The sequence below is a fragment of the Longitalea arenae genome, assembly GCF_016924755.1.
Taxonomy (GTDB): domain Bacteria; phylum Bacteroidota; class Bacteroidia; order Chitinophagales; family Chitinophagaceae; genus Niastella; species Niastella arenae.
In genome coordinates this window covers 1-19,758 of record NZ_JAFFJX010000032.1, presented here as the reverse complement: position 1 = coordinate 19,758, position 19,758 = coordinate 1, and the positions used below count along the sequence as shown (strand labels likewise).

Below are 19,758 nucleotides of genomic sequence, written 5' to 3'. Positions count from 1 at the left end.
ATTTCCTGCTTACTTCTAAAAACCTTGGCCTTCTTGGTGATACTATTTGATTCCATATCCTGGTTTTAAAGAACTAAGCTAACATTCGGCTAACTCTTTAAAAAGATGTACTTGGCCGGAGGGATACCTTGATCCGGCATATTTATAAAAAAGATATTAACGTACCAACGGCACCTTCCCACATTGGTATTGATGACTGGGCTTATAAGAAAGGCCACACCTATGGCACAGCAATTATTGATCTAAAGGATCGAAAGATTATTGATTTGCTTCCTGACAGGGAAGCTAGCTCTGTAGAGAAGTGGCTGCGAGCACAAAGTCATATTAAGCTTGTAACAAGAGATCGATATGTAAAATATGCCAATGGAATAAAAAATGGTGCTCCTGCAGCAATGCAAGTGGCAGATCGGTGGCATTTGCTTAAGAATATGGGAGACGCAGTTAAGAAGTTTCTCGAAAGGAAAAGACAACAGCTTCGCAGGGAAGAAATAGCTTGTGCAGAAAAATCTAAACATGAGCAAATAAATCCTGATAATGAGAACCCGCTTTTAACCGAGCATAGCATTGCTACAGAACGAACTTCAAAGCTATGTGAAATTAAACAACTTTATGCATTAGGTACACCAATACGAGCCATCGCAGGGATTGTAAAAATGAGCCGCAATACCGTAAGAAAATATATTCACCTGGATGAGCCACCTAGTAAAAATGGCCCAAGATCCGAAATACTAAAATTTGCTAATTATTTTAAAGAAAGAATAAAAGAATGTCCAGGCATCGAGGTAATCCAACTGTGGAAGGAGATAAAACAACTCGGTTACGGTGGCAGTCGTTCTGTAGTATACCAGTTTCTTAGAAACCATACAAGAACCAGAAATAAAACAAATAGATCCTATATTCCACGACAATCATGGAGCGCCGCAAAAGTAAGCCTGTTAGTATATAAATGTGAAAGTGATCTGTCAAGCAGCGAACAGGCCCTTCTTAATATTCTCAAGGAAAAATCATCTGACATAAATATAGCTATTGATTTGGTACAGGAGTTTAAAGCAATAATGGAAAAGAAGCAGGGTGATAAACTAAGGGGATGGATTGACAAATCGATGGAATGCTCAATAAATGAATTAAAGGCATTTGCAAAAGGGCTTCTGACTGATTTTACTGCCGTAAAAAATGCATTCTCGACTCAATGGAGCAATGGGCAAGTAGAAGGTCAAATCAATAAATTAAAAACAGTTAAGAGACAGATGTATGGCCGTGCAAGCTTTAATCTGTTAAGAAAGAGAATGATTCTTGGAATAACTGACCCCCAAATTTGACGAAGAACCAACATCATCGGAACAGGTGGTCAAGATGAACCGGATTATACACAAGCCATTGGGACACTCGTAACTATCCATTAAAGGATCGTAAGAGAAGTTGTCTTTTAGAAAAGGATTGCTTTCATTCTTTTTCGCTTGTTCTGAATGGTAAGTGTTGGACTTCCGGTAGTTTTCTATCTCTCTGCCTTTAAGCAGCTCATAGTTTTGTTCTGTTCCAAAGATACAGTCTGCTATAACCCTGTCAGGAGCAAAAGGTTGTTGTACAGCGGTCTGTTCGATATGGTCTTTGAAGCATACCCTGTAATTGGTGTTTTGATGTACGCTCACCCCAGTAATAAATTGTTCTCACTGCCTGCCTGCACATTATAGGCCGGAAGTATTTCTACCTTATTTTTCATCATCATAGCACTGGCATCAACCTCGTTTTTATTATAGCCACTGCGTTTGCCAGCTTGGCTGACTGAGCGTCGTATTTATCTATTTTACTTTCTGCTTCTTTCAGTTTCTTTTTTATTGTTCCCCCTTCGTTGGGTTCGTTTATCTGTGGCTGTCTTAAGCTTTTCATTAAGCCGCGATATCTGTTCAATGATGGCTTCTTGGGTAGCGGTGAATGACCCGCCATTTTCTTCCAGATCACCAATGCCATACTGGCTATCCTCCTGATTGTTCAGTTAGTCTTTGTTTAAATAATTGCTTGCATTTTTCTTTGGCCTTTTTGTAACGCTCTGCATTCTTTTTCCATATCATTTTGTGCTGATTGGCATCTTCCCGAAACGTACTGCCATCACAGAAGTTGTTTCCATTTTTATATAGCTGTGCTCCAGCAGAAACTCCAATAACTCTTTAAGCAGTTCCTCTATGACCTCTTTGGCCTTGCTGCTGCGGAAGTTGTTGATCGTTCGAAAGTCTGGGTAGTTCTGAGCTGCGAGCCACTTAAAATGATATCCTGTTTGAGCGCCTGGGCTATTTTACGACCTGTAGCTGCTGCCTTGTAATTATAAGTAGTGGCAACGGATTGTGATAGAAGATCCTGCCAGTCATGTGTGCTGGTACTATCCTGCCATTTCAACTAATAGTCGGTTGGCATTGGAAATGGCTGCATTGATCACGGCCACATCGCCTTCATTAATTACATTATTACCTGTAAAGGCAACGGGATTTAACACATCCTGTACAGTATAGCTTCCAGTAGTGGATGCTACCGTTGACTGTAATTCGCAAATATTATTGTGTATAACATCAACGCCTATCCGGTCGCCATTTTTCAACGAATCGGTCGTATATATGCTACTATTTCGTACCTACTTTATGGTTACGCAACTTCCATTGGTATACTGGGTTAGCGCCCATATTGTAAATAGTGGCGGTAAATGTCAGCGGCTCACCTTTGCAAACAGTAACAGCCGGCGGACCTTTTAACGCCACCCTGGGCACCACTGTATAACATGGAAACTATGACGGTGTCATATGCCGGACAGCCGTTGGCGCCTACGACTTTCAATCTATAGGTACTATTATCGGTAGTATACAATCGCACCTGGGCTGTTGTGCCAAAAGTTCCGCCAACCCATGTTCCATTTGGGAATAAATACCATTGGTGTATAGCCGGGTATTTCCGGAGTCCTTAGGAAAACCACTTTATTGGCACATACGGTGGTATCCCTGCCTGCATTTGCAATTGGCGCAAGCTTTAATGCACCAGTCATTGAATCATACGCGATTTCACCTTCATCATTCGGTAACTTTTAAATAGTAGGTGGTATTTACCAGCGGTCTGAGTATGCGCACAATGTGACCAAAATAAATCAGCAAATACGCCGGAATCTTTAAACTAAAGCATTCCTCACAGCAGGAGGAATGCTTCAATCAAACCTGCCACGGCTTTTTTGTTGGTTACATCTACAGTATAAAATGCTGCATCGGCACCGGTTTCTTTTATACCAACTATTATTTCTGCTTCTCTGCCTGCAACGGAAGTGAGATTTTCGTGCCATGTAATCACTCCAAATAAATATAGACCATGCTCCCATAAGCAACACTCGGCCGATGAAAAGCGGCTTGATAAGTATATGATCCAATATTGGAAGTCTTCAAAACCGGCACACACAATAAAATGCGGTTCTCAATACAGTATGTAAAAGGTGTTTTCCAGGAACAAAAACGCGAATCGCTCTGGGATGCCTCGTATCGCAAAAAGGCGAACACTCAGTAGACTAAGCGTGGCAATATTGTGGCACTATAGTTAAACTAGATAACTGCCAGGTAGCAATATATGCGGCAGTGAGTGCAGAAAAATATTATTGTAATTCATGCTAAATGTATATCCGAGAAAAGGAATCTCTCATGATGAGTCATGGATCAAATTCATAAACGACATTAACAGCGACGAAAAAAGAGAATGGAAGTATTCATCTTAAACTTGTCAAAGTAAAACTAATTGTAGCGTTAATTTTGCAAGAGTACAAAATACATTTTCATTACAGAATTAAGCCATTTAGTATTAATGAATAACGTTAGTCGGATGCCTAAATCAATCGAAAATACAGTAAATTGCAAATACAACATTTACCATTAGCCATGAATAGTTCATGTTTTAATTCTGTGGAAGAACTGATCCAAAACGAAAGCTTTCTTGCTTGGTATTTTAAAACAGATGAGGCTGAAGTAAAAAAATGGGATTTACTAATTTCAGAGGCCCCTTTCTGTGCCGAAATAATAAAAGAAGCTGTTACATTTTTAAAAAGTACTATCCTCGATAAAAAGATCGACTTCAATCAGGTGCGAAAGTCAGAAGAGGAATTGTTTCGAAGAATAAAAAAGTAAAACTGGCAAAAGACAAAAAGTTCAAATCTTCCATTATTAAAGAAGCGGTCTCCTAGACAAGAGACCGCTTAGTTCGTTATACAAACGAACTGCTATAACGAAGTAGTGTAAATGATAAAATAATGCCACAAATTTAGTTGTTGAAAATCAATCGTTTCTTTTCTGTTCAAAATCTATACTGTCCGGTTTCGATACAACAACTGTTCGAACATCAACACAGTTAGTAGTATTTAGTTAATTGAACCTATTGGTTTTATTTTGGCTTTTTTTAATATAACATTACAAAGAGATACCAGCGGAGGTTTGTCAACTGTAGCCACCATTTTCATAAACTGATCTTTAAAAGGCCGTTTTTTCCATCTCATATATTCCTGATAGGCGTTTTCGTCAGCATCAAGGTGCTTCAGATAATCTGCAAGCGCTTTAACGGAAGGGAAAGCATGAACGTTAATAAAGCAATGTTCTCCTGGCGCCAGTTCTTCAATGTTTGGAGCACCCAAGTAAATGGGAATTGAACCAGCAATTAATGGGTCATAAAATTTTTCAGTAACATAATCTTTGTCAATTGCGTTTTCAAACGCAACTGTAAATTTATACTGCGATATGATTGTTTCTTTAGTATCCTTGCCTGCATCATCAATAAGGGGTTTGTTGTTGAACTGTTTTCCATAAGAGTGCACGTCAACATAGGACATTAATTGCTTTAGGTAGTCCAGCCTGTTACTTTGGTTAAAGGCGCTGGAAATAAAGGCATTGATCAATTCCTTCTTGGGAGCCGGTTCGTTCCGCAATAACTCCAAATAATTAGGTCCTAAATAAGGAACAGGTACATCTGAGTCCAATTTGTAGGTAGCCTTAATATCAAACAACTGATAAATTTCCGGTTTGTATTGCCATTGATAATGACGCTCGCATTCCATTGACCAGAATACCCACAATTGATCTTTCTTCTTTTTTCTTTTATCCAGTATACTATCCTTCTCAAGCAACGTAGGCATATGGAATATTACAGCCACTGCCTCATCAAAATACCTGTGTTCTGTAGTTATATCAAATCCATCGATAATAGGAAAGTTATATTCTTCATTTTCCTTCATATCCCACGTGCGGTTATAAAGGAGTATCTTCTTTTTGGCCATTTGTAATAGTTTAATAATATTTTGATTGAAGTGCTCCTTTGCTAGCAACCAGCGGAAAAAAGTGAAAATTTGCTTTTCACTATTTTATTTGTTTCTACAGAAGCACAGAGCCAACTTGTGTAACCGGGGTGTATTTGAAGATCATGAAAATGCCATTTCGTACCGCCGTAATTTATATTGGGGTGAATGCAACTCAATTCATTTAACCCGTTCACAATTCCAGTACCAATCGCTTTTAAAAAAGCTTCTTTTTTGGCCCATACTTCATAAAACGCCTGTTGCAGGTTCTTTGAGGAAAGAATGTATTGCTGTTCTTCGGGATGAAAATAGGGTATAATTTCCGTGTAGTTAAATTCGGCTTTTCTTTCTATGTCTACACCTATAGAATAATCCGCCTTGCAAAAAATAACCAGATCTCCGGCATGAGAAATACTGAATGAATTCCAGTTATCAATATAGGGCTTGTTATGTTCGTTTCTTTTTAACTTATCAAAAAAATCGAGATGCCCTGATCGTTCCAGGCTTTTTCTTAGCATCAATCTTGAAACCAATCGCGATTTTTGATCTGCTGGAGACTTATAGCGAAGAATTTCCTCTTGCATAAAGCGGGGTAACATTCGGCAATACAATACAATTTTAGCATCCGGCATTAAATTAATGTCGAAATAAAGTAATTCCATCATTATAAACCGGAATTATTAAGTTATGCTACTTATTCTACCCTTATGCTTTTGATTGGATTTATACGAGTAGTTCGGATGGCATGACTGACCACAGTAAGAAACGCTATAATACCCGATAACGCACCGGCTGATACAAACATCCATACCTGAAGGTCAATCCTGTACGCAAAATCAGACAACCATTTGTTCATTGACCACCATGCAAATGGACTAACCAGCAGGAAAGCAATGCCAACAAACCAAAGGAATTGTTTACAAAGCAGCAATATCAGGTGAACAGATGATGCGCCCAATACTTTGCGTATACCTATTTCCTTTATGCGCAAATTGCTGACATAGGACGAAATACCGAAAATCCCCAGGCAGGATATTATTATAGAAAGAATGGTAAAAAACGTAAATACATTCAACATACGCTTTTCAGATTCATACAAGCGATCGAGGTTTTCATCCACAAAGGAATAGGAAAACAGTGCACCAGGTGAAATATCATTAACTTTGGTTTTCAGTTGATGAATAGCTTCCTGCACATTACGCCCGATGACCTTTAATAACAGGTAATTTGTTTTATTAGGATCATACTGGATCACCAAAGGCTCTACGCCGGCATGGAGGGACGAAAAATTGAAATCTTTCACAACTCCTGCAATTTCTCCTTTATTATTCTGTATAGTGCCCACCATTCCCACAGGCGATTTCAAATGAAGGGCTTTCACTGCACTCTCATTCAAAATAAATGCAGTGCCTGATGATGAATTGCCCTGGAAAAAGTTCCTCCCCTGCTTCATTTCCAATCGCATGGCAGGTACAAAATTTTCATCAGCCCACATAAACCTCACTTCCGGACGAGATTCAACATCAGGTACATTATCAACAACAAATTGGTCCATTCCCAGGCGTTCACCGGGCAAGCGCGATACAAGGCTCATTTCGGTGATGCCGTTGGTATTCAACAATTGCCCGCGCAACGTACCTATGCTTTGTATTACCTTTTCTCTTGTATCGCCAAATAACTTTACAGCCAGCAATTGTTGCTTGTCAAAACCAAGGTTTTTATTACTGAACAATAACATTTGCCGGTTGATCACAATAGTACAGATGATGAGGAATATGGATACTATGAACTGGAAAACGATAAATGTTTTCGACAAAGGACCAATAGAGGGTGTGCTGGTCTTCTTTCCTTTCAAAGCATTCAGGGGGGTGAAACCTGAAACAAACGTGGCGGGGTATAACCCACATAACAATCCTACTGCAATTATCAGCAATAGCAAAATAATAACGTTTTCGGGCTCAAAAACATCCCGGTAACTATAATTTACCCCTATTAATTCATTATAAACAGGTAGAAACAGGAAGAATAAAAACAAGGTAATTCCCACTGACAAAAGTATATGCAGATATGATTCACCCAGCGTTTGTACCATCATTTGCTTCATGGTTGCCCCTAATATTTTACGAACACTTATTTCCTTCATGCGCCTGATTGATTGCAGGATGGAAATATTCATAAAATTGATGCACCCCATCAACATGATCAGGATAGCTGCAAAGGAAAAGATGTATATATAAGTGCTGTCGCTATTGGCATTCATCTCTTTTTCAAGTTTCGAATGCAAATGGATGTCAGTGATTGGCTGCAAATGAAATAATTGTTCCCTTAGTACCTGCTCACGGGTTTCAGTGGGTGAAGCATAAAAGCCTGCAGTAAATTCTTTCATTTTACCAGCCGCACGTGCGTAATTTTTGGCATCGTCCAACAAAGCATACGTATAAAATCCCGACCACCTTTTACTTGTAAGCAATCCCTCATCTACCGAAGCATTAAACGTAGACATAGAGATCAGGTAATTAAATTTTAGGTGGGTTTTAAAGTTCAGTGGTTTTAAAGCACCTGTCACTTTCATTACTATACGATCTGTATCCCGCGATACGATGAGCGTTTTTCCTACCGGTGACACCATTCCAAAGTATTTTTCAGCCATTTCGGCTGTCAAAACAACGGAGTTTACATCATTAAGAGCAGTGTGCGGGTTACCGGCAATAAACCGCAGGTTGAACATGCTGAGTATTTCCGGATCGGCATGATACCCTTCCTTCTCCTCAAATTTTACCTCCGTCCCGTTGTCCCGTTCATGGGCAATAAGTTGTGAACCAATATAATGCAGCCGGCCTGTTTGCTGTATTTCAGGAATATAATTTTTGATCGTAGATGCTACCACGGGGGAAGTAGCAGCCAGGTGCTTTATGTTCTTACCTAAACCCTCATTGGTAATCCTGAATATACGGTTGGCCTTTGGGAAACCTTTATCGTAATTCAATTCATCTTTAACATATACGATAATAAAGAGACAGCAAGCCATCGCAAGCGCAAGACCCGCTATATTCAACATGTTGTTAAACTTATATTTCAACAGGTTCCGCCACGCTGTTATAATAAAATTTTTAATCATATTAATTTAATGACTAAGCTTTTAAATTTAGAGCATTTTGGAAATATGCAGACCAAATACAACACCAAAACTTATCCTATTGGTTTTTAGTGATTTAGTAAAAGGGTTAAAAAAGCCGGGTGTCCGATTCCGGACAATTATTGTGCGTTATTAAGGCACATTAGCGAACATATCGGTTGGCCATGGCCCCACACCTTTCGTCCCTGATGGTATCGTTTATTATTGTTGTTACCTCTTTCATTGCGGTATGAATAAAAAAATGGCCCCCGTTGAGAACATGGATATTACATTTTTTATTCGTATGTGCCTGCCAGCCGGTTCGTTGTTCCCAATTCAGGTCTTCCTCAGCGCCAAATAAGATAGTTATATTAAAATTAAACGGCTCAATATCTTCCGTCATAGGCGTTTCCTCTGCCAGCATAAAATCATTTCTTAATAACGGCATATAGTAATTAACAAGCTCGGGATACATAAACAACTCTGCAGGTGTTCCACCCAGCTCCAACACCTCTTTTTGAAATACTTCGTCTTCCATTAGGGCATAATTCTTCCTTTCGTCGCGCATTATATGCGGAGCACTTCTGCCTGAAAACATAACACAGGCCGGCTCTGGTGATCCCAGCCTTCGCAATAAATGCGCAAGCTTATAAGCTATCATGGCTCCCATGCTGTGACCGAAGAATGCGTAAGGCCCATTCTGTATTTCAGGCCTGATCTGGTTATATACATCGGTGATCATTTCAGGAATGTTGGCATAAAATGGTTCCGCTATCCTGCTGCCTCTGCCGGCCAGCTCTATCGGGCGTAATAAAATGGCAGGATCAAGTAGATTTTTCCAGCTGTTATACAAAACTGCCGATCCTCCTGCATAGGGAAAACAGAATAATTTCACTTCTTTCATTTTTGATGACGGTTACTCGTTTACTCATAATAACCTGGGTACTCTCCTTTTGAGTCGATCCGGGGATAATATTTATTATTCCACTCATTAATAAACTGCTGCTGTTTGTCAGCTGCAAGTTCACCGGTTAGCTGATACTTTAACATTTTTATCCAGGGTCCCTGCATAAACAGTTTCAAACCGCCCTCTGCATGCTCAAAAAGTGCAGCGATGCTTTGTCGAAGGTTATCTGTGTATCCAACATAACGACAGTTTACGGGCTGCTCATTCACTATAGCAAATATGCCAAACACGGCAGCTGATGGAGGCAATTGGTCAAGATTGTCTTTTTGTTCCAGATTAAATGGCGAATGGAAGATCTCCATCGCGTGCGTAGTGTCAGTTTGTAACAACATAAAAATTAATTAATGCTTAAGCGATGTGGTTCATTAGCCATGCGGCTGTACTTCAAACCGGTGATATTGTGCTTCAATTTAGCCGGAGCGGCAGCAAGTATCAGTGATTGGGCAAGTATATGCATGGGATCTATACACTGTATCTCATCGGTTTCCATGGTGTTAAATGCAACAGATAGCTCTGTACATCCAAGGAGAACAGTGTGCACATTTCTGCTGCGAAAATAGCTGAGCGCTTTATTCAGTAAGTCTTTCACTTCTGCAGATACCGGGTCGGAAACGGCTTTTATGCCAAATACCGGATCATAAATGGCACGGTGTATCACCGTGTCCTGAAAATAATATTCCGGCATTTCAACCTCGAATCCTTTTCCCTGCAATTGCTGTTGATAGATATTTGATAAATAGCTGCCATTCGTGCACATGATCCCTATTTTCTGTACGTTGGCATAATTGAGCGACATATAGTTTACCGTTTCCGAAATCATGTTCAGCAACAGCACCTTGCTTCCTGCCTTGTTTAATTGCTCCTGAATAACAGAGAATATTGTCTCTGCGTGACTGGTATTACAGGGAATGCCAATGATCTCTACCCCAAGTTTCTCCAGGTCAAGTATCAGGTTCGAAATACTGAGCCCCGGATTAACGGTCGTTTTTCCTGTAAGAAAAGCTGAACGGTCAGCAATATATCCGGGCATGGAGATATTCACTACAGGCAGGTGTTCCTGATCGGTTGAAGCGATCGTATTGTTAATGATCAGTCGCATCAACTCGATCCCTGCGTAGGGGCCCATTCCGCCAATAATTCCTATTTTTTTCATTCTATACTGGAATTAAATGTTGAATGAATATTTTTATGAGTTGCATTGAACAGGTTCTCCACTTTGTAATTCAGGGGAACAAGTTCCGTTTGCCCCATTTCCATTTTTACGATCTTGTCTGCTATAAAAAAATACCTGTCATCATGGGTTATAGCAATCACCGTTTTTCCGGTACCTTTCATATATGGCAGCAGTTCCTCATAAAAGCAGTGGCGGTATTCCGGGTCCTGATCTGCGGCCCACTCATCAAAGAGATAAACGGGCTTATCTTCCAGAAAGCATTGCAGCAGGGCAAGGCGTTTTAATTGGCCCTGCGACAGGTTCAGGTGAGAATATTCTTCAGGCCACACCTGTACTTTTCCATTTAGCTTCATGACCTCCAGCCATTTTTGTATCGATTCGGGATGTGTGCCGGGAGCGATGTCATAAATTTTTTGAAACAGGTGCATGGGGCTGAACACAGCTGAAAAATGTGCCGACAGTTCCGTACCGGAAACAGGGTTACCATCAATCAGAATCCTACCCTGCTCCGGTGTATAAAGGCCGGTTAACAGTTTCGCCAATGTAGTTTTACCGCTGCCATTGCCGCCAACAATAAACAGGATCTCCCCTTTGTTTACCTGCAGGTTCACTGGGCCGATCTGAAACGGATGTTCACTGTCGGCAGCCTGGTATTTGAAAGAAAGATCCTGTACATGAAAGGTTTCAATTTCCCGTGGAGGCACCACATCGGCAACCTTTTCCGGATCATTTGCTGCAGGTATTGAAGCAATAAAATCACGCACTCTTTTTAGCGCTACTTTGAACTCCAGCACAGAAGCCCAGTTACTGATCACCGCATTGATTGGGCCTATCAGATAAAGAACAACCATAACAAAGCTAACCAGCGTATATTGCCGGATGCCCTGAAACAATTCGGGTATGAGAATAGCCACTACACCAAGGATGAGGATAAGCAGCAGCTCGCCGATCATAAACGCCCGCAAAAATTTATAGCTGGCCGTGGTGGTTTTATCTTTAATAACAGAAGCCCAGTAACCTATATCTTTTTTATATCCGTTCTTTTTATTATTGCTAAGGCTTAATTCCTTGAATCCATCTATCATGCCATTCAACAAGCGCATAAATACAGCCTGGCTTTCCCTGGCTTCTTCAAAATACCGGCGTGCCTTTTTATTGGTAAAGTAATAAACAGTTGAAATAAGCAGAATAGTACCAAACAGTATAAGCGTAGCATGGAAAGAAATAGCAGCCAGATAGATCATAGCTACCACCGTTGTAATAAGATTGGGAATGATGTTGACGATCATATTCACTGCATTCCCAACTGTGCCAATGTTGTCGTTCACTGTAGTATATACCCTTCCCCGGTCAATACGCTCAAAATTCTCATAAGATGCAGCAAATATCCTGTCAAACATTTCCATTCTAAGTTTAAATACCATCCCTCTTGTAGTTCTTATCAACAATGACTGTACGTACCAACGGCTTATAATATACACGATAAATGTAAAAACGTAAAACCAACCTATGTATCCCGGTTCCAGCTACATAACTCCAATTTTTAATTTTTAATAGATCTGAAAAGTATACGGAAACAAAATTGGGTTGATGAAATCGAGTAATGTGCGAGTGAGATATGAGGCTCGGAATAATTATTAAACATACAAGGCACATACATAAGAACTATCATTTCCCTCCGGTTTGTATGCATAGTTATCTAAAATCTTCCTGAGCCTCGGCTTATACTCTGAAAAAGGTCAGTCCACATAAACCATATTTGTTCTGACAAACATTATTAGTGGACCGCACACATTTGGCGATTGGTGCAATTTTCTTAATTTTAATAGAACAATGGTAAAATACAATGATAGCAATACTGGCGGCCAAAGGCCAAATCTTCCCAAATATCTTTTCTGGGACTGGGATTATAATGCCATTGATTGGCAAGCTGGCTATCGGAGTATTATCGCCCGGGTTCTTGAGCGTGGTAATAATGAAGAATGGCAGGAAATTATAAGGTTTTATGGAAATGATACAATAGTGAATGCGCTGAAGACCGAAATCAAATATCTTCCGGATTATATAATCGACAAAGTGTGCGGCTATTTTAACCTCCAACAGGGTGAATTAGCATGCTACACACGCAAACAGTCGAGAAGGGGACACTGGATTTAATTAAGAAACTGATGCTCGATAGTAAGTTTGGAAATTTTAATCTGGTTGGTGGAACCGCACTATCTCTGCAAATCGGTCACCGAAAATCAATTGATATAGATCTCTTCTCGGTAACTTCATTCAACTCACAAGACATTGCTGGCTATCTTATCTCAAATTATGAGGCTAAGGATGTTCGTCATCTAACAAACGCAGTCTTTTGCCTGGTTGATAATATTAAAATAGACATCATTTCTCATCAATACCCGCTGGTCAAGGATATTAATACTCTGGATGGAATTCGTATGATTTCATTAGAGGACATCGCAGCGATGAAGATAAATGCAATTTATAGCGATGGCACCAGGTTAAAGGATTTTGTAGATGTTTATTATTTATTAGAAAAGTTCACTTTGGATGAATTGCTTGAATCTTTTCAGAATAAATATCCGGACGTAAATATTGAAATGGCCAAACGGGCTATAACATACTATGATGATATTGATTTCGCCATGCCGATAATGCATATCGGCGCAAATGTCAATTGGGCTGACATTTCTCAAAGACTCAATGCTGCGAGTAAAAATCCGTATTTATCCTTCGGCATATCTGAAACGGCAAAAAAGTTCATAAAGGATATGGAAGATGGTAAAAATAGAAAAGGTAGGCGGCCAAAGCTCTGAAAATATTAACTACATGAATTTTGATCTGTTGTATCGTTAACAGTATCGCCAAGCAATTAAGTAAGACGCTTAGCATCGATGATATTGGCGAAGAGGACACCCCATCATCACTTGTCAATGTATATGCCGATTAAATAAATGCGGTTGTCTTTTGATGATATTGGCAATCCATTGATAGGCGGCTATTTTCCAGCTTTTACAAGCATTGCCTTTACTGCTAATCAACTTCCTCGCGTTATAAAAATTGAAAAATTGTTCTACCGCATTTTCCGAAATACCCTTTTGCTGGAAATAAATTTTCACTTGTTCAAGTTTGGGCGGCGATTGATTGGAATAATGACTAGAACAGCCCATAAGTAAGGATTTTGATATAGTTAGAAGTTTTTACCAAAATTACTTTTTTGCCCTTCCATAATATTTTCAATGTCTGCCAAATTGTAATAAATAATTCCGCCGATTTTAGTAAAAGGGAGGGTACCATTTGTTCTTAAGTTTTGAAGTGTACCTGCGGAAATGTTCATCAGCTTTTTAACCTCATAGGATTTTAGCCACTTCTTTTCATCCTGCCTTTTGGTATCTGAAAGCAAATTTTGTATCGATAATAACAAATCGGATTTGAACTTCTCTAAATCAGAAATGGTAACTAACTGATCAAGTGTAACTGATCGACGTTTTGCAAAATTTGAGTCTCGGCTGTTATCCATCATGAAACTTGTTTAACACAACAAATTTCAGTTGGTATAATAAGAAGATATGTGAGTAAGATACGAGCCTCGGAATATTTTTGTATGGAAAGAAGTACTTGAATTATTTAATGGCATTATTGCAGCATAAGCCAGTAATTTACCAATTCCCTCAATCCAGCTGGTTATCCAGGAATGCTAATACTAAGGAAAGACCAGCATTCCTGTGATACTGCGGCGGTAAACCAGTTTTAGGCGATAGGTATCCCCGGGCAGGTGAAGCGAAGTGAGTTTTGTTTTTTCTGGAAAGACAGATATGATATAATTTGAGAAAAGGGGTGGCGATTTCATTTTTTTAATCACTTCACAGCGCGATTTCTTCAAATTTTTAAACTTGGAAATTTTTTATTAAAATTATCCACCTTATAAACTTATTTTTAGGCTTAATGCAGAAGAATCACTCAACTGCAATTCGAACATATTGAATACCAGATATATATTATATATTTAATTAATATTAAGACTATATCATAAATGGAAATAAGTGAAATTTTTGAGAATTTAATTAAGATAGAACCAAAGGTTATGTCGATTGACAGCCTCTTTAGCAATGAAGAACGTGTAAAAAAGACAAATTATAAGCCCTCTTACCAAAGGAATTATGTATGGGATGACGAGAAAGCTACATATTTCATTGAAAGCATTTTACTTGGAACTGAAATCCCCCCCCTCATCTATTTTAGAAATGGAGATAAAGTAGAGGTAATAGATGGACGGCAACGGTATGAGACAATATTACGGTTTCTAAATAATGAATTGAAATTAAAAAAGAAAGGGCTACAAAAACTGGATGCGATAGGAATAACTAATAAATACTTTAAAAGCCTTGACTCAAAGTATAGAGACTTTTTTTGGGATACAAAGTTACGCATCATAGAATTTAGCTTTCACTCAAAAAAATATGGAGGAGACGAAATTGAAGAAATAGTAAAAAAAGAAATTTTTAAACGCTATAATTCCGGCATCACTCCTCTCAAACCAACAGAGATTGATAAGGCAGCATACATTTCAGACGATTTGAATTCATATTTCAAAGAAAAACTGTTGGAAGATAGGGTACTTTATGAAGACATATCTGGATTATTTTATTTTGAAAAATCTAATATTGAAATAATTCTTAAAAAAATTCGCCAACTACTTGTTCAACATAAAATTCCAATCAAATACTACGCCGTGAGGAAGGATACAGTAGTTTCCAGATTTTTTGATCTCCTTTCTTCTACAATTACCGAAGAACAGATTGAAAATGAATTTCGAAAATTCATAGAAAAGATTAATCTATTAAAAAAGTTTAGAAACATCTTAGACCAAAACGGCATTAACTATAACCGTTTGATCTCTGAATCACTATTTTGGGCCTTTTCCGTTCTTGAAAATGAAAACCGAAGTATCCATGAAATAAATAAATCTACAATTCACAAGCTAGTTAAATATATAGGTGATAACATTGAGGCGTTTAAAATGGAAAGAAGCTCTTTTGCAAAGGAACTTACTAATAGGTATGTGATAATATCTACTTTTTTCGCAGAGGAGTTTGGCATTGATTTTTCCGAGTATGTCTCTAACAATCCTGAATTTAAAGCGAAAAACAAACAAGCCGTTAAGTCATCAGAAGAGATCAAAAGTTTTGAAGATCTCAGAATTAATAAACCAGAACCTTCCTCCATTGCAATCGAAGACATATGTAGGCTAATGTCAAGACAACGGTTTCTAATACGGCCGCCATACCAAAGAAACGAGGTTATTAACAAAAAAAAATCCTCTGCAATTATAGAAAGTATTCTTATAGGCATTAAGCTTCCTCCAATTTTCGTTTTTAAAAGAAAAGATGACATTTCAGAGGTTCTCGATGGACAACAGCGACTTCTATCAATACTTGCATTTATTAAAAAGCCTTATTTAGACGAAAAAAATTTAGAACGGTTCTCCGAGAAGAATGGGTTCCCCTTAAATTTAAAAAGCGGAATTTTAAAAAACCTCAATGGTCGAACTTTTGAACAATTGGACCAGGACCAACGTGATAAAATAAAAAACTTTGATTTGTGGATTATAGAAATCAAAGAAAAAAATAATGAGCATTTTGAATCAATCGATTTATTTATACGATTGAATAATAAACCATACCCAATTAAGGAAGACACTTTCGAAATGTGGAACTCTTATATTTCTAGGGAAATCATAGATACTATAAAAGCAGTTCACAAGAATAATAAAGATTGGTTTTATTTGCGAAAAAACAATGATCGCATGGAAGATGAGAATATATATACCTTTCTCATCTATTTACATTACTCAATTAATAGGCCTGATCTGAAAGACAAATCCGTTATTAAAGATCTTGACATCTATAAAAGCGGGGACAAAATAATTTTTAGAGTTAAATCAAAAGCGGAAATTACTAAAGCTCTTGAAGCGCCAGCATCAAAACATGCATTTATAAGAGCGTGCTTTGAATTCGAATTCGTTTTCTTACATAAGGTCAGAGAGCTTTTCAGTGATGAAAACAACTCTGTTTCCGCAATAAATCAAAACTTAGACAAAATATTTAATAAAGAAAATAATCGCCGAACACAGCAAAGCTTTTATGCACTTTGGCATTTTTTATATTACATTCCTCTTGAAGTTATAATTGAAAATAAAAAAAGCCTACGAAAAGACCTTGTACAATTATTTGTACTTATGGACTTTGTAAAAAGCAAAAGTCAGTTCGATGAAAGTGTAAAAGCATTTAAACAAAAATATGGAAATATTCGCAGCAAAATGCCTGTATCTGTATATGAAAGAATTGAACAGCTAGGCGTTGTAACGTTGTCAAATATTTGTGAAGGGATAAGCGGAATAAATGTTTCTCACTTATCAAAAACATCCTCTCAAAATCACAAAGATTCTTATACATTATTAAAAGACATAAAATTTTCCGGTTTATCAGTCACAGGCATTGGTACAGGCAGTTATCAACTTGAAAATATCGAGTCTCCGCTGAAAGAAATAATCGAATCAAAGACAAAGATTATATTAAAAAAACATTTCGATGATCCCAATGAGGAAAAACTTCCTGTGGCGATAACAGAAGGAAAATGGGTTTTCGGAAACGAGGTATTTACATTCGCTGTAAGAAGACACGGATATGATCCGAAGTTTGTTGCCGCACTTATAGCTAGTCGCCTTATTGGGTCCTGGCTGAAAAAGGTTTCACCCGAAATGAATGGCCGAATCCATTTGTCCTTAAAAACCATAAATAAAATTCCGATCCCCCTATTATCTGCAAATGATCAAGCTCCATTCGTTAATGTAGTTGATTACGTTATTAATAGTGCAGAACTTGGTTATAGATCATTTTTTCAACGCATTCTAGATGCCATGATTTATGAATTATATTTCAAAGAACAAGTGATGAAAGCAGAATGCGAAGTGACAAAATATATGGAAAACCTTCCTAAAATTGAATCGTTGGACTTAGCAGACGATGTAATTTTCGAACAACATAAGAAGTTTAGTTCTCCAAATCATCCTGTAACTGCAGCTCTTTTAAGATTATCAAATATTAAAGAAGTGATTGAAATTGAGGGAATTATTTAAACCCTATAACTATACCCTAACCCCTTAATCAATGAAAAGAATTATTTCTATTGAGCTTCAAAACTTTAGAGCCTTTTATGGAAAATATGATAAAATAGATCTTTCAAATGGAGAAAATTTATTGATTTATGGTGAAAATGGTAGTGGCAAAAGCTCATTATTTAAAGCGTTAAACAGTTATTTTATTCGTTCAAGAATAAAAAGCACTCCATTTATCAGTAACTATCATACAGGAAAATCGAAAGCGGAAATAAAAATAGAATTTGCAGACTTTCAACAGACTCCATTTATAAAAATTGCCAACACTCAAAAGAAATATACTTTTGGAAAACGCAAGGCAAATAATACAGTTAGATTTATACAAGATGCAGATCTTGTCAAAGGATTTCTTGAATATAGAAATCTACTCGACATCTATCTCCATAAGAACCCTCGACCAAATCTATTTAGCCTTATTGTAGAAACTCTTCTTGAAAATCATATTCCTGTTAGAACCGGTGGAAATTATAGATTAGGTGTAAAATGGAAACAATTGTCTTATGATTTAATACAAGGAACTAAAAATAGAAAAAGCAAAAGGCATGTCTTAGCACTCAAAGATTTACCAACATTTCAAAGCCATCTTGAAGCAACACTAAAAGACATATTCGAATCTCTAAATTTAATGCTTGAAAAATATTTTTCTGAACTAAATATTAAACTTACATACACACTAAAAAAAATTTCTTTACAATACTCGAAAAATAAAAAGGATTGGAAAATAATTACCGATCTTCGATTGAACATTAAAAAAGACGGCATTTTAATTACTGGTGATTACAGTGATTTGCTAAATGAGGCTAGATTATCAGCTTTTTCCATATGCCTTTACCTATCATCCCTTAAGCACAATCCTAATTTGGATCTTCAAATACTTTATTTGGACGACATTTTTATAGGACTAGATACCGGCAATAGGTTACCAATTTTGGAAATTGTAAATTCCGAATTTAAAGATTATCAAATTTTCATTTCCACATACGATAAAGGATGGTTTGACATTGCCAAACGCTATTTTACAACTCATAATCAAAATGGATGGAAATCGATAGAATTATACGTTGGCAGAGAGCAAAAAGCTGCGATAACTTTTGATAAGCCTACAATAATTACAAGTTCTGGTAACTATGAAAGAGCAATAAGACATTTACACGATCGGTTACATCCCGATTATCCTGCAAGTGCAAATTATTTCAGAAAAGCGATTGAAGAAATTATTTCAATAAATATTCCACAATACGAACTTTCAGATAATAATTTAGTACTTATACCAGATCATAAGCTTAACAAACGTTTGGACCGAACCAGACACTTCTTGAAAAGAACAGGCAACAGTTTGTCCGCTGTTAATGAGATCATATCTTTATTACACGGCCTCCTACATCCACTTTCTCATTATACAAAAATTTCCTCTATCTACAAAACAGAGTTGTTACGAATTGAAAGAGCAATAGTCAATCTTGAAGCGCAGTTAAGCAATCTTAATATTCCAAACACTTACAAGTGTGTTTTGGAGGCAGGCAAAACAATAAAGCTAATATTCTGTGTTAACCAAGCAAACAATCATTATTATTATTACGAGGTAATCCTTCGTGACGCCTTAGTTATTCAAAAAATGCAGGATCAATCTTTGGAAATATGCGAAGGAACATGTCATGTTAAAAAGTTTTATGGACAAAACGGAAATGTTTCGCTCCCTGGACAAACAGTCAAAAAGGATAAGTTTGTTTATAATTCATTACAAACTGCTTATAAAGAAATTTACAACCACTGGAATGCCAAATCACCTTTTGCATTTCCCGCTGCTGGATATCTTTCATCCTGTGAATGGTATGGGCAAAATAATTGGCAGCCGCTGTCAAATATAATAATTTGGTAAATATAGCCTGTAAGGTATGCCTTCGACTAAGTACATATTGCTAAGCTGCTCAAAAACACGTAAGAACTATTTTTTGAAGCGATGAGGAAGTAGCTCGTGAACTCTATTAACAGGATGGTCTGCAATTGTGTGAAGAACCTC

17 protein-coding genes are annotated in these 19,758 nt (G+C 37.5%); 6 read left to right on the top strand and 11 right to left on the bottom strand.

Annotated features, from left to right (window positions below; genetic code table 11):
* Positions 1-128 precede the first annotated feature (128 nt).
* On the top strand, positions 129-1,319 hold the full coding sequence (locus JT717_RS28005) for an ISL3 family transposase (RefSeq protein ID WP_240348464.1): 1,191 nt from the start codon (positions 129-131) through the stop codon (positions 1,317-1,319).
* 403 nt (positions 1,320-1,722) lie between these two features.
* Here JT717_RS28005 and JT717_RS28000 read toward each other — a convergent pair whose 3' ends face one another.
* The 3 genes from JT717_RS28000 to JT717_RS27990 all read right to left on the bottom strand — a co-directional run bounded on the left by JT717_RS28000 (position 1,723) and on the right by JT717_RS27990 (position 3,324).
* The gene (locus JT717_RS28000) at positions 1,723-1,968 is read right to left on the bottom strand and encodes a hypothetical protein (RefSeq protein WP_205514662.1); all 246 of its coding nucleotides are present in this window, start codon (positions 1,966-1,968) and stop codon (positions 1,723-1,725) included.
* Positions 1,969-2,374: 406 nt separating this feature from the next.
* Positions 2,375-2,590, bottom strand: a complete 216-nt coding sequence (locus JT717_RS27995; RefSeq protein WP_205514661.1) for a hypothetical protein — start codon at positions 2,588-2,590, stop codon at positions 2,375-2,377.
* A 575-nt stretch (positions 2,591-3,165) separates the two neighbouring features.
* On the bottom strand, positions 3,166-3,324 hold the full coding sequence (locus tag JT717_RS27990; protein WP_205514660.1) for a hypothetical protein: 159 nt from the start codon (positions 3,322-3,324) through the stop codon (positions 3,166-3,168).
* A 548-nt stretch (positions 3,325-3,872) separates the two neighbouring features.
* On the opposite strand from JT717_RS27990, the gene JT717_RS27985 reads away from it, so the two are divergent.
* Complete coding sequence (locus tag JT717_RS27985; protein ID WP_205514659.1) at positions 3,873-4,145, top strand: hypothetical protein; 273 nt, start codon at positions 3,873-3,875, stop codon at positions 4,143-4,145.
* A gap of 230 nt (positions 4,146-4,375) precedes the next feature.
* Here JT717_RS27985 and JT717_RS27980 read toward each other — a convergent pair whose 3' ends face one another.
* From JT717_RS27980 to JT717_RS27950, 7 genes are all read right to left on the bottom strand, one after another.
* Entirely contained in the window at positions 4,376-5,284 is a 909-nt protein-coding gene (locus JT717_RS27980; RefSeq protein WP_205514658.1) for a glycosyltransferase family 10 domain-containing protein, read from the bottom strand.
* Between the two features lie 41 nt (positions 5,285-5,325).
* The gene (locus JT717_RS27975) at positions 5,326-5,967 is read right to left on the bottom strand and encodes a 4'-phosphopantetheinyl transferase family protein (protein WP_205514657.1); all 642 of its coding nucleotides are present in this window, start codon (positions 5,965-5,967) and stop codon (positions 5,326-5,328) included.
* A 29-nt stretch (positions 5,968-5,996) separates the two neighbouring features.
* Positions 5,997-8,360 (bottom strand): ABC transporter permease, encoded by a 2,364-nt coding sequence (locus JT717_RS27970; protein WP_205514656.1) that lies wholly within the window; start codon positions 8,358-8,360, stop codon positions 5,997-5,999.
* Positions 8,361-8,580: 220 nt separating this feature from the next.
* On the bottom strand, positions 8,581-9,321 hold the full coding sequence (locus tag JT717_RS27965) for a thioesterase II family protein (protein WP_205514655.1): 741 nt from the start codon (positions 9,319-9,321) through the stop codon (positions 8,581-8,583).
* 20 nt (positions 9,322-9,341) lie between these two features.
* Positions 9,342-9,716 carry a hypothetical protein gene (locus JT717_RS27960; protein WP_205514654.1) on the bottom strand — a complete coding sequence of 125 codons (375 nt, stop codon included), beginning with the start codon at positions 9,714-9,716 and terminating at the stop codon, positions 9,342-9,344.
* Positions 9,717-9,721: 5 nt separating this feature from the next.
* The gene (locus JT717_RS27955) at positions 9,722-10,537 is read right to left on the bottom strand and encodes an aspartate/glutamate racemase family protein (RefSeq protein WP_205514653.1); all 816 of its coding nucleotides are present in this window, start codon (positions 10,535-10,537) and stop codon (positions 9,722-9,724) included.
* Positions 10,534-12,069: a cyclic peptide export ABC transporter gene (locus tag JT717_RS27950; protein ID WP_369411780.1), complete on the bottom strand. Its 1,536-nt coding sequence runs from the start codon at positions 12,067-12,069 to the stop codon at positions 10,534-10,536. Before JT717_RS27950 ends, JT717_RS27955 begins: the two co-directional genes overlap by 4 nt.
* A 322-nt stretch (positions 12,070-12,391) precedes the next feature.
* Here JT717_RS27950 and JT717_RS27945 point away from each other — a divergent pair, with 322 nt between their 5' ends.
* Together JT717_RS27945 and JT717_RS27940 are read left to right on the top strand one after the other, a co-directional pair.
* A complete protein-coding gene (locus JT717_RS27945; RefSeq protein WP_205514651.1) occupies positions 12,392-12,715 on the top strand; it encodes a DUF6922 domain-containing protein in 324 nt (107 codons plus the stop codon).
* Between the two features lie 11 nt (positions 12,716-12,726).
* On the top strand, positions 12,727-13,377 hold the full coding sequence (locus JT717_RS27940; RefSeq protein WP_205514663.1) for a nucleotidyl transferase AbiEii/AbiGii toxin family protein: 651 nt from the start codon (positions 12,727-12,729) through the stop codon (positions 13,375-13,377).
* A gap of 374 nt (positions 13,378-13,751) precedes the next feature.
* On the opposite strand, the gene JT717_RS27935 is transcribed toward JT717_RS27940, so the two are convergent.
* Positions 13,752-14,084 carry a helix-turn-helix domain-containing protein gene (locus tag JT717_RS27935; protein WP_205514650.1) on the bottom strand — a complete coding sequence of 111 codons (333 nt, stop codon included), beginning with the start codon at positions 14,082-14,084 and terminating at the stop codon, positions 13,752-13,754.
* 510 nt (positions 14,085-14,594) lie between these two features.
* On the opposite strand from JT717_RS27935, the gene JT717_RS27930 reads away from it, so the two are divergent.
* The gene (locus JT717_RS27930; protein ID WP_205514649.1) at positions 14,595-17,699 is read left to right on the top strand and encodes a DUF262 domain-containing protein; all 3,105 of its coding nucleotides are present in this window, start codon (positions 14,595-14,597) and stop codon (positions 17,697-17,699) included.
* Between the two features lie 31 nt (positions 17,700-17,730).
* A complete protein-coding gene (locus tag JT717_RS27925; protein WP_205514648.1) occupies positions 17,731-19,617 on the top strand; it encodes an AAA family ATPase in 1,887 nt (628 codons plus the stop codon).
* Positions 19,618-19,758: the final 141 nt, after the last annotated feature.